Source organism: Pseudescherichia sp. (assembly GCF_032052675.1).
Classification (GTDB): domain Bacteria; phylum Pseudomonadota; class Gammaproteobacteria; order Enterobacterales; family Enterobacteriaceae; genus Pseudescherichia.
Window position 1 is genome coordinate 22154 of sequence record NZ_DAMBWA010000013.1, and the last position, 12304, is coordinate 34457.

Sequence of the window (12304 nt, forward strand, 5' to 3'; positions counted from 1 at the left end):
CCGGCGACAACGATGCCTCACCCAATCCACCTGCGCGCTTCCCGCGCCACGTTATCCATCTCATCCAGCAGCTCCAGAAACTCCGGCTCCAGATCCTCTGCGGGCATGCCGCTGCGCAGATGGTGCTCGATCAGATGACATAGCCGCTTGAGGCGCGGCACGCCGCTGTAGCCGCAGCTGCCGTGCAGCTTGTGAATGGCCTCGACTAAATCTTCAGGCGCTTCCCCTACCAGCTGCTCCTCAACCTTATTGCGGATCTCCGGCAGGAAGGCGATCAGCATCTGTAACATCTCCCGCGCCAGATCGGGTTTATTTGCTGCCTGGCGCAGCGCCAGCTGCCAGTCCAGGGAAACCTCAGGCTTTTCCGGCGCTTCTACCGGCTCTGGCTCCGGTGGGGTCAGCCACTGGCTGACTCCTGGGCCGGGGAGGTAGCGCAGCAGCAGGCTATGGAGCTTATCCTCTTCAATGGGCTTCGCCAGATAGCCGCTCATGCCTGCCCGCAGCAGCTTCTCTTTTTGTCCGGCCATCGCATGGGCTGTTACCGCGATCACCGGCGTCTGCTGCTGGTGCGGCAGCTGACGAATGGTTTCGCAGGCGCGAATGCCGTCGATATCGGGCATTTGAATATCCATCAGGATCAGATCGAACTGCATCTGCTTCGCACAGTCGATTGCGTTATGTCCGCTGTCGCACAGCTGGACGTACTGGACCTGATCCTCAAGCAGTGCGCCAATAAGCTTCAGGTTGGCCGGGTTGTCATCCACCGCCATTACGCTCATCGGCAGCTTGCGGTCATCGTTAAGCGCCTGCTCGCGAGGGCGATTCAGGCGGCAGTACTCGGTCAGCGCGGGCAGCAGGCGCGTGGCGGTAAGCGGTTTTAACAGGCACGCGGCGGCGCCCTCCTGCTTGAGCTGCTCGGCGTTGATCTGCACGTGACACGGCAGCGCCAGCAGCAGGAAATCGGTCATGGAGGCGGCCTTTGCCAGCCGCTCGTGCTGCATGGAGAGCGGCTCGCGCAGGGTCACCGGTACGGCCAGCAGCAGGATATCGTAACGATCCTCCGGCAGGGCAGAGAAGGTCGGGCTGTAGATGATCTCCAGCGGCGTTCCCTGGAGCAGATCCAGCGTGCTCTGCGCGGCGGCGGCGTTCGGCTCAACGTAGGCCAGTCGCTTGCCGGCGAGGCAGTCGGTGGGCAGCCCCTCGCTGCTGACGTTAGGGTTAAGATCGAGATTGATATGGAACCAAAAGGTCGAGCCGCGGCCGGGCTGGCTGTGGAAGGAGATATCGCCCCCCATCTCATTCACCAGCTTCTGGGTGATCACCAGCCCCAGCCCGGTACCGCCGTGCCGCCGGGAGATGCTGGCATCCGCCTGGCGAAACGCCTGGAAGAGCCGGGACTGGTCGCGTTCGGGAATGCCGATCCCGGTATCGCGGATCTGCATCTCAATCTGCACCTTGTTGTTGCTCAGGGCGCGCTTCTCCACCAGCACATCGATATTGCCGTTTTCGGTAAACTTGATGGCATTGCCCACCAGGTTAGTTATTACCTGCTGCAGGCGCAGCGGATCGCCAATCACATTATCCGGCACGTCATTTTTAACGTTGAGCGTCAGCTCCAGCCCCTTGTCATGAGCCGAGTGGGCCAGCAGGGTGACCACCTCGTCGAGGGCGTTACGCAGCGGGAAGGGGATGCTCTCAAGGATCAGCTTGCCAGCCTCCAGCTTGGAGAAGTCCAGTACGTCATTGATGATGGTCAGCAGGTTATCGGCCGAGCGCTCAATGGTGTGCAGATGATCGCGCTGGGTAGGCGTTAGCTCGGATTTCAGCGTCAGCCGGGTAAAGCCAATCACGCCGTTCAGCGGGGTACGCAGCTCGTGGGACATATTGGCCAAAAACTCCGATTTGATGCGTGCCGCCTCCTGGGCGCGCTTCTTCGCCAGATCCAGCTCAACGTTCTGGATCTCCATCTGCTCAAGGGTTTCGCGTAGGTCCGACGTCGACTGGTCGATATTGTGCTGCATCTCCTCGTGGTAGGCCGCCAGCGACATCGCCATTGAGTTGATGCCGTTTTTTAGCATATCCAGCTCGCCCAGCATGAAACCCTCGACGCGGCTATCCAGCTGGCCTCGCCGGATGCGATCGACCGTATTGACCATGTTGCGAATAGGCCCGGTGACGTCGCGCATCAGCCGCCAGCCAAAGATCAGCGCGATCCCGGTGCAGAAGAACATCATCAGCGTGGCGATAAAGATCTCTTTATACTGCTGTAAGCGCACCGAGCGGAGGTCTAACTCCAGGGCGACATAGCCCAGCATGTTATTGGCCGCTTTGACATCCGGCATGGCGGGCTCGTCAGGGGAGTAGCCCTCAGAGACAATGGGCGTACGCAGGATCATCAGATCGCCCCGGCGCGTGACGCTTAGCAGGCGGGGGAAGGCGGCACCATCCGGCAGCCTTAACTCTTTGGGATCGAGATGAAAGTTAGAGGTCACAAACAGTCGGTTGTTGTCATCGTAGACGGAGATGGCACGTACGATGTCAGAGTGGCGGCGGTGCAGAACGCTGATCAGCTGCCCGATAGAGTCCCGGTTTTGCAGATTCATACCGTATTCGCTCGCCACCGCCAGCGGCTCGATAATGCTCGCGCCTGCATCCTCAAGCTGCTGCTGTAAGTCATTGTAGCGATGGACAACAAAGAAAATGCTGAGCAATAAACCGATCAGGACGGTTGGCGCTAAGATCAAAATCATCATGCGCGCCCGCAGGCTGTAGTTGGTCATGGAGTTCCGTTATGGGACAATTAGAGTCATTATGTTTGATTGAGAAAAATCCCGGCAATGGCGCAATTCTACTCTGCAAAACGGCGCGTGACGACGCGTGAAATCATAACCGTAACAGTAAACGACCTGGATCCCTTTGGCCAGGGCGTTGCACGCCACAACGGCAAAGCGCTGTTCGTGACAGGACTGCTGCCCGACGAACGTGGCGAAGTGACGCTAACCGAAGATAAACGCCAGTTCGCTCGTGGTGCGGTGAAGCGTCGGCTGAACGACAGCCCGGAACGCGAAACGCCGCCGTGCCCGCATTTTGGCGTCTGCGGCGGCTGCCAGCAGCAGCATGCCAGCGTGGCGCTGCAGCAGCGCAGCAAAAGCAGTGCGCTGGCTCGCCTGATGAAGCGCGAAGTAGACGACATCATTGCCGCCGAGCCGTGGGGCTACCGGCGGCGGGCGCGGCTGAGCCTGAACTACCAGCCGAAGACGCAAAAGCTGGAGATGGGCTTTCGTAAAGCCAGCGCCAACGACATTGTGAACGTGGTGCGTTGCCCGGTGCTGACGCCCCGTCTTGAGGCATTAATCCCTTCACTGCGTGAATGCTTACAGAGCCTGGCGACGGTACGCCACCTTGGCCACGTTGAGCTGGTGCTGGCGGATAACGGCCCGCTGATGGTGCTGCGCCATACGGCGCCTCTGTCCGCTGCCGATCGCGAAAAACTGGAACGCTTTTCGCATTCTCAGGGCGTTGCGCTGTTTCTTGCCCCAGAAAGCGCCATACTGGAGCAGGTATCCGGCGCGTTGCCCTGGTATACCTCTGACGGGCTACGCCTGACCTTTAGCCCGCGTGATTTCATTCAGGTTAATGATAAAGTGAACCAGCAGATGGTAGAGCGGGCGCTGGCATGGCTGGACGTTCAGCCGGATGACCGGGTGCTGGATCTCTTCTGCGGCATGGGCAATTTTACCCTGCCGCTGGCAAAACGCGCCGCCAGCGTGGTCGGCGTGGAGGGGGTTGCCGCGCTTGTCGAGAAGGCGCAGGAGAACGCACGGCAGAACGGCTTGCAGAATGTGACATTCTTTCATGAAAACCTGGAAGAGGATGTCACTAAACAGCCCTGGGCACAGCACGGTTTTAACAAGGTACTGCTCGATCCGGCCCGCGCCGGTGCGGCAGGCGTCATGCAGCATGTGCTAAAACTATCCCCAAAAAAGGTGGTCTACGTGTCATGCAACCCTGCGACGCTTGCCCGTGACAGCGAAGCATTATTAAATGCGGGCTACACTATGTCGCACCTTGCGATGCTGGATATGTTCCCACACACCGGGCATCTGGAATCGATGGTGCTGTTTGAGCACGAGTGATTAATTCTGGCTTGCCGAATTCGGCAGGCTTCGTCCCTGAAAGGAGAGGACAATGGTTGCGGTAAGAAGTGCACATCTTAATCGAGCGGGTGAATTCGATTCGAAAAAATGGATCGCAAGTCTGGGCATCTCCAGTCAGCCCTCGTGTGAGCGCTTAGCCGAAACCTGGGCATACTGCCTGCAACATACTCAGGGCCACCCTGACGCCGAGCTGCTGCTGTGGCGCGGCGTCGAGATGGTGGAAATCCTCTCCATGCTCAGTATGGACATCGATACGCTGCAGGCCGCGCTGCTCTTCCCGCTGGCGGATGCCGAAGTGGTGAGCGAGGCGGTGCTGCGCGAAAGCGTGAGTAAGTCCGTTGTTGCGCTGATCTATGGCGTGCGCGATATGGCCGCTATCCGCCAGCTCAAGGCCACGCATACCGACGCCGTCTCCTCTGAACAGGTTGATAACGTCCGCCGCATGCTGCTGGCGATGGTGGATGATTTCCGCTGCGTGGTCATCAAGCTCGCCGAGCGCGTTGCTCACCTGCGTGAGGTGAAAGACGCCCCGGAAGACGAACGCGTACTGGCGGCCAAAGAGTGCACCAATATCTACGCTCCGCTGGCGAACCGGCTGGGTATCGGTCAGCTGAAGTGGGAGCTGGAAGACTACTGCTTCCGCTATCTGCATCCGGCAGAGTACAAGCGCATCGCCAAGCTGCTGCACGAGCGGCGGATCGATCGTGAACGTTACATTGATGAATTTGTCGGCCACCTGCGTGCTGAAATGAAGCGCGAGGGGGTGAAGGCCGAAGTCTATGGCCGACCAAAGCACATCTACAGCATCTGGCGCAAAATGCAGAAAAAGCATCTCGCCTTTGACGAGCTGTTTGACGTGCGGGCGGTGCGTATCGTCGCCGAGCGCCTGCAAGACTGCTACGCCGCGCTGGGGATTGTCCATACCCACCATCGTCATCTGCCGGATGAGTTCGACGACTACGTGGCCAACCCGAAGCCGAACGGCTACCAGTCGATCCACACCGTCGTGCTGGGACCGGGGGGCAAAACCGTTGAGATCCAGATCCGTACCAAACAGATGCATGAGGATGCCGAGCTGGGCGTGGCCGCGCACTGGAAATATAAAGAGGGGACGACGTCGGCGAGCGCGCACCACAGCCACGAGGACCGCATCGCCTGGCTGCGGAAGCTGATTGCCTGGCAGGAGGAGATGGCGGACTCCGGGGAGATGCTCGACGAGGTGCGCAGCCAGGTCTTCGACGATCGTGTCTACGTCTTTACCCCGAAAGGCGACGTTGTGGATCTGCCCGCTGGCTCCACGCCGCTCGATTTTGCCTACCATATCCACAGCGACGTCGGTCACCGCTGCATCGGAGCCAAGATTAGCGGGCGTATCGTGCCCTTTACCTATCAGTTGCAGATGGGCGATCAGATTGAGATCATCACTCAGAAGCAGCCGAACCCAAGCCGTGACTGGCTGAACCCGAACCTTGGCTATGTGACCACCAGCCGCGGACGCTCAAAGATCCACGCCTGGTTCCGCAAGCAGGATCGCGACAAGAACATTCTTGCTGGCCGCCAGATCCTTGACGACGAGCTGGCGCATTTAGGCATCAGCCTGAAAGAGGCGGAGAAGCATCTGCTGCCGCGCTACAACTTCAATGAAATGGAGGAGCTGCTGGCGGCCATCGGCGGAGGCGACATTCGCCTTAACCAGATGGTGAATTTCCTGCAGTCGCACTTTAACAAGCCCAGCGCCGAGGAGCAGGATGCCGCCGCGCTGAAGCAGCTGCAGCAGAAGACCTACGCGCCACAGGGGCGCAACAGCAAAGACGATGGCCGGGTAGTGGTCGAGGGCGTCGGCAACCTGATGCACCACATTGCCCGCTGCTGCCAGCCGATCCCAGGAGATGAGATCGTTGGCTTTATTACCCAGGGGCGCGGGATCTCCATTCATCGCGCCGACTGTGACCAGCTGACGGAGCTGCAATCCCACGCGCCGGAGCGCATCGTCGATGCGGTGTGGGGCGAGAGCTACTCGGCGGGTTATGCGCTGGTGGTGCGCGTTACCGCCAACGATCGCAGCGGCCTGCTGCGCGATATCACCACTATTCTCGCTAACGAGAAGGTTAACGTCCTCGGCGTGGCCAGCCGGAGCGATACCCGCCAGCAGCTGGCCACTATCGATATGAATATCGAGATCTATAACCTGCAGGTGCTGGGACGCGTGCTGGGCAAGCTCAACCAGGTTCCGGACGTGATTGACGCCCGTCGTCTGCACGGCGGTTAACCCATACTCTGCTATTTTCCCCGGCGGCGCGTTGCCTGCCGGGGCTACGCTCTCATGTAGGTCGGGTAAGCGCTAGCGCCACCCGACGTTTTTTCAGGAAATCATTATGACCCAAATCACCCGCCTGCTGGGCATCATGCAGCGCCTGCGCGACCCGGAAACCGGCTGCCCGTGGGATAAAGAGCAGACCTTCGCGACCATCGCCCCCTATACGCTGGAAGAGACCTACGAGGTGCTCGACGCCATCGCCCGCAACGATCTGGACGATCTGCGCGGTGAGCTGGGGGATCTGCTGTTCCAGGTGGTGTTCTACGCCCAGATGGCGCAGGAGCAGGGGCGTTTTGACTTTAACGACATCTGCGCGGCCATCAGCGACAAGCTTGAACGCCGCCATCCGCACATTTTTGCCGATGCTACCGCCAGCAACAGCAGCGAGGTGTTGGCGCGCTGGGAGGAGATCAAAACCAGCGAGCGGGCGGAAAAAGCGCAGCACTCGGCGCTGGACGATATCCCTCACGCTTTTCCCGCGCTGATGCGTGCCCATAAGATCCAGAAACGCTGCTCGGCGGTGGGTTTTGACTGGGACTCTCTCGGCCCGGTGCTCGATAAGGTGCATGAAGAGATCGACGAGGTGATGCATGAGGCGCAGCAGGCCGTTGTGGATCAGGCCAAACTGGAGGAGGAAATGGGCGATCTGCTGTTCGCTACCGTCAATCTGTCCCGTCATTTAGGAGTAAAAGCCGAAACCGCGCTGCAAAAAGCAAACCTGAAGTTTGAACGCCGCTTCCGTGAAGTTGAGCGAATTGTCGCCTCTCGCGGCCTGACGATGACCGGTGTCGATCTCGAAACAATGGAAGAGGTCTGGCAGGAGGTAAAGCGCCAGGAATCTGATCTCTAACGAATTTTGTGAATCAAGCGCGGTTTGGGTGATTTTTTAAATAACAAGCGCTTGATTTATGTCAAAAACATTTGCTGTAAACGAGCTATTTTCTCACTCCCCGTGGTTAGCTGAAGATGAGAAGAGGAGGGATAATGAAAGTTTGTGGCGACTGCGTAGTTCCGGTATACTACTTTCCCGTCCTGGTTATTCCATCGTCTTTTAAACCTAACTTCTCAGGTTCAGCATGACAACGAACTATATTTTTGTGACCGGCGGGGTTGTATCCTCTCTGGGTAAAGGCATTGCAGCCGCCTCCCTCGCAGCCATTCTTGAAGCCCGTGGCCTTAACGTGACCATGATGAAACTGGATCCGTATATCAACGTCGATCCGGGTACCATGAGTCCTATTCAACACGGGGAAGTGTTCGTTACGGAAGACGGCGCCGAAACCGACCTGGATCTGGGCCACTACGAGCGTTTCATTCGCACTAAGATGACGCGCCGCAACAACTTCACCACGGGCCGTATCTACTCTGACGTACTGCGCAAAGAGCGCCGTGGCGACTACCTGGGCGCAACCGTTCAGGTTATTCCGCACATTACCAACGCCATTAAAGAGCGCATCATTGCCGGTGGCGAGGGCCACGACGTGGTGCTGGTTGAGATCGGCGGTACCGTGGGTGATATCGAATCCCTGCCGTTCCTCGAAGCGATCCGCCAGCTGGCGGTAGATATCGGCCGTGAACACGCGCTGTTTATGCACCTCACCCTGGTGCCGTACATGGCTGCTGCGGGTGAAGTGAAAACCAAACCTACCCAGCACTCTGTAAAAGAGCTGCTCTCTATCGGTATTCAGCCAGATATCCTGGTTTGCCGTTCCGATCGTGCCGTACCGGCCAACGAACGTGCGAAAATTGCTTTGTTCTGTAACGTGCCGGAAAAGGCCGTTATTTCAATGAAAGACGTCGATTCGATTTATAAAATTCCGGGCCTGTTGAAATCACAGGGGCTGGACGATTATATTTGTAAACGATTCAGCTTGAACTGTCCGGAAGCTAACCTGAGCGAATGGGAACAGGTTATCTACGAAGAGGCGAATCCGTCAGGTGAAGTCACCATCGGTATGGTCGGCAAGTACATTGAGCTGCCGGATGCCTACAAGTCGGTGATTGAAGCGCTGAAGCATGGCGGGCTGAAAAACCGTGTTACCGTCAACATCAAATTGATCGATTCGCAAGATGTTGAAACACGCGGTGTAGAAATTCTGAAAGATCTGGATGCTATCCTGATCCCTGGTGGCTTCGGCTACCGTGGCGTAGAAGGCAAAATCGCCACCGCGCGCTATGCGCGTGAACACAATATTCCTTATCTGGGTATCTGCCTGGGTATGCAGGTTGCGCTGATCGAGTTTGCGCGCAACGTGGCGGGGATGGACAACGCTAACTCAACGGAATTTGTGCCAGACTGTAAGTTCCCGGTTGTGGCTCTCATTACCGAATGGCGTGACGAAGAGGGCAACGTCGAAGTACGCTCTGAGAAGAGCGACCTGGGCGGCACGATGCGCCTTGGTGCACAGCAGTGCCAGCTTGATGACGATAGCCTGGTGCGTCAGATGTACGGTTCGTCGACTATCGTTGAACGTCATCGTCACCGCTATGAAGTTAACAACATGCTGTTGAAACAAATTGAAGCTGCGGGTCTGCGTGTTGCAGGCCGTTCCGGCGATGATCAGTTGGTCGAGATCATCGAGGTGCCAAACCATCCGTGGTTTGTTGCCTGTCAGTTCCACCCGGAATTTACTTCAACGCCGCGCGATGGGCATCCGCTGTTCTCAGGCTTTGTGAAAGCTGCCAGCGACTACCAGAAACGTCAGGCGAAGTAAGAGTTAGAGCGACAGTGCATCCTTAGGGATGCACTGTTTGTCTGGAGTTTTAATTAACTTGTACTGAGGAAATCCTAATGTCCAAAATCGTTAAAGTCATCGGTCGTGAAATCATCGACTCCCGTGGTAACCCGACTGTTGAAGCCGAAGTACACCTGGAAGGTGGTTTCGTCGGTATGGCTGCTGCCCCGTCAGGTGCTTCTACTGGTTCCCGCGAAGCGCTGGAACTGCGCGATGGCGACAAATCCCGTTTCCTGGGTAAAGGCGTGACCAAAGCCGTTGGCGCAGTTAACGGCCCGATCGCTCAGGCTATCCTTGGCAAAGACGCCAAAGATCAGGCTAACATCGACCAGATCATGATCGACCTGGACGGTACTGAGAACAAATCTAACTTCGGTGCGAACGCAATCCTGGCCGTTTCCCTGGCGAACGCTAAAGCTGCCGCTGCTTCTAAAGGTCAGCCGCTGTACGAACACATCGCTGAACTGAACGGCACCCCGGGCAAATACTCTATGCCGGTTCCGATGATGAACATCATCAACGGCGGTGAGCACGCGGATAACAACGTTGATATCCAGGAATTCATGATCCAGCCGGTTGGCGCGAAAACTGTTAAAGAAGCCATCCGCATGGGTTCTGAAGTTTTCCATCACCTGGCAAAAGTACTGAAAGGCAAAGGCCTGAACACCGCTGTCGGTGACGAAGGCGGCTACGCGCCGAACCTGGGCTCTAACGCCGAAGCACTGGCCGTTATCGCTGAAGCAGTAAAAGCAGCGGGTTACGAGCTGGGCACCGACATCACTCTGGCGATGGACTGTGCAGCCTCTGAGTTCTACAAAGATGGCAAATACGTTCTGGCTGGCGAAGGCAACAAAGCATTCACTTCTGAAGAGTTCACCCACTTCCTGGAAGATCTGACCAAACAGTATCCGATCGTCTCCATCGAAGATGGCCTGGACGAATCTGACTGGACCGGCTTCGCTTACCAGACCAAAGTGCTGGGCGACAAAATCCAGCTGGTAGGTGACGACCTGTTCGTAACCAACACCAAGATCCTGAAAGAAGGTATCGAGAAAGGCATCGCTAACTCCATCCTGATCAAATTCAACCAGATCGGTTCCCTGACCGAAACCCTGGCTGCGATCAAAATGGCGAAAGACGCTGGCTACACTGCGGTTATCTCTCACCGCTCTGGCGAAACTGAAGATGCTACCATTGCCGATCTGGCTGTGGGTACCGCTGCTGGCCAGATCAAAACCGGTTCTATGAGCCGTTCTGACCGTGTTGCTAAGTACAACCAGCTGATCCGTATCGAAGAAGCGCTGGGTGAACGTGCACCGTTCAACGGCCGTAAAGAGATTAAAGGCCAGGCATAATCCCCTGACTTTTCACTCTTAATAGAAAACCCGCTGCGGCGGGTTTTTTTATTTTTATTATGCCTTATCGTCACAATCCGTCGTAAAAGTGCGCTTCCGCAATAATCCTTTCATAGCAAATCGCTAAAGTTTTTGACTAACCTGGCATATCTTTGAAATATTAGGTTACAACCCTCTATTTTCTCCAAGGAAGTGATAATGATACGCACGTTACTCTGTTCGATCGGCTCAGTTTTTTTTCTGATCGCATCTTCTATGGTCCATGCGGAGATGATCCCGAGCAGTGAGATAGGTAATGATCCTGCTCTCGTGAAGTTATGCAAATCCAGGCTAACGACTATTAGCGGAAAATCTGTTCCTTTCGAAATCGAAGCGGATTATGTAAAAAGCGCACGTTCCTATAATCCTGAAGCTACGTTTATAGCCATTAAGGGGTCAGCGCCGACGCTGGTAGTATGTCAACAGAATAGTGGGACTGGAAAATTTGGTCCTTTCTCATATGAGCCGGAAAATAAGCTCTGGCAGTTTGCAAATAAACCACAGAAATTCAGTCCAAGTATTGGTTCAGCACAGGGTAGGACATTAGCCGGCAAAGCCTGTCTTGATGCTGCAATGACGAAGATAGATTCGCAAGGTTTCAAAAATGCAGTAACTTCCCGCGTTGTTGAAATAGTGAGTGGTTCACCGCTCTATCATCCAGGGAAAGTCATCGCAGGCCAGAAAAGTCAGGAATACGACATCGCTACTGAAGGAAGTGCATTTTTCCAGAGCAATGGGCCCGATCTAAAAGAGACAAAATACAGCTGCCTCCTCAGCCCAATGCTTGACGTCAAAGCTGTTAAGGTAAACTAAGTGCAGGTCAATTTTAACTGTTTGATTTTTATGTAGTAGTAAAAACCCGCTGCGGCGGGTTTTTTTATTGCGGCAATAGCGCAGCTGCTGCACATGACCTGAGAGCAGGGATCTGCGATACTTACCTTTTATAGCCAAACAGAGATGAGTATGCAGTACCCGATTAATGAGATGTTCCAGACCCTGCAAGGCGAGGGTTACTTTACCGGCGTTCCCGCTATTTTTATTCGTCTGCAGGGATGCCCGGTAGGCTGTGCCTGGTGTGATACCAAGCACACCTGGGATAAGCTCGCCGATCGAGAAGTGTCCCTCTACAGCGTGCTGGCGAAAACCAAAGAGAGCGACAAGTGGGGCCCGGCAAGCAGCGAGGATCTGCTGGCTATTATTGAGCGCCAGGGTTATACCGCTCGTCATGTGGTGATCACCGGTGGCGAACCCTGCATTCACGATCTTATCCCGCTGACGATGCTGCTGGAGAAAAACGGCTTTAGCTGCCAGATCGAAACCAGCGGCACCCACGAAGTGCGCACCTCGACCAATACTTGGGTGACGGTTTCACCGAAGGTGAATATGCGCGGCGGGTATGACATTCTTCAGCAGGCGCTGGATCGCGCGGATGAGATCAAACACCCGGTTGGCCGGATGCGTGACGTTGAGGCGCTGGATGAACTGCTGGCGACGCTGCATGACGATAAGCCGCGGGTGATTGCCCTTCAGCCGATCAGCCAGAAAGAGGATGCGACGCGTCTGTGCATTGAGACCTGCATCGCTCGCAACTGGCGTCTGTCGATGCAGACGCATAAGTACCTGAATATTGCCTGATATAAACCGATACGCCCGGTGGCGCTAACGCTTACCGGGCCTACATACCGTGCAGCCTCGTAGGTC

General features: G+C 56.1%; 8 protein-coding genes. 7 read left to right on the forward strand and 1 reads right to left on the reverse strand.

What is annotated here, in order from left to right:
• Positions 1-17: 17 nt before the first annotated feature.
• On the reverse strand, positions 18-2780 hold the full coding sequence (barA, locus tag RTX96_RS16295) for a two-component sensor histidine kinase BarA (RefSeq protein ID WP_103818313.1): 2763 nt from the start codon (positions 2778-2780) through the stop codon (positions 18-20).
• 57 nt (positions 2781-2837) lie between these two features.
• On the opposite strand from barA, the gene rlmD reads away from it, so the two are divergent.
• From rlmD to queE, 7 genes are all read left to right on the forward strand, one after another.
• Positions 2838-4136: a 23S rRNA (uracil(1939)-C(5))-methyltransferase RlmD gene (rlmD, locus tag RTX96_RS16300; RefSeq protein ID WP_312671560.1), complete on the forward strand. Its 1299-nt coding sequence runs from the start codon at positions 2838-2840 to the stop codon at positions 4134-4136.
• A 52-nt stretch (positions 4137-4188) separates the two neighbouring features.
• Positions 4189-6426, forward strand: coding sequence for a GTP diphosphokinase (gene relA, locus RTX96_RS16305; RefSeq protein WP_312671561.1), 2238 nt, complete (start codon positions 4189-4191; stop codon positions 6424-6426).
• Positions 6427-6532: 106 nt separating this feature from the next.
• Positions 6533-7324, forward strand: coding sequence for a nucleoside triphosphate pyrophosphohydrolase (mazG, locus tag RTX96_RS16310; RefSeq protein WP_312671562.1), 792 nt, complete (start codon positions 6533-6535; stop codon positions 7322-7324).
• A 226-nt stretch (positions 7325-7550) separates the two neighbouring features.
• On the forward strand, positions 7551-9188 hold the full coding sequence (gene pyrG / locus RTX96_RS16315; RefSeq protein ID WP_103818309.1) for a glutamine hydrolyzing CTP synthase: 1638 nt from the start codon (positions 7551-7553) through the stop codon (positions 9186-9188).
• A gap of 77 nt (positions 9189-9265) precedes the next feature.
• Positions 9266-10564, forward strand: a complete 1299-nt coding sequence (gene eno, locus RTX96_RS16320; RefSeq protein WP_103818308.1) for a phosphopyruvate hydratase — start codon at positions 9266-9268, stop codon at positions 10562-10564.
• A 198-nt stretch (positions 10565-10762) separates the two neighbouring features.
• The gene (locus RTX96_RS16325) at positions 10763-11416 is read left to right on the forward strand and encodes a hypothetical protein (RefSeq protein ID WP_103818307.1); all 654 of its coding nucleotides are present in this window, start codon (positions 10763-10765) and stop codon (positions 11414-11416) included.
• Positions 11417-11566: 150 nt separating this feature from the next.
• Complete coding sequence (gene queE, locus RTX96_RS16330; protein WP_042387845.1) at positions 11567-12238, forward strand: 7-carboxy-7-deazaguanine synthase QueE; 672 nt, start codon at positions 11567-11569, stop codon at positions 12236-12238.
• The last annotated feature ends 66 nt before the right edge of the window (positions 12239-12304 follow it).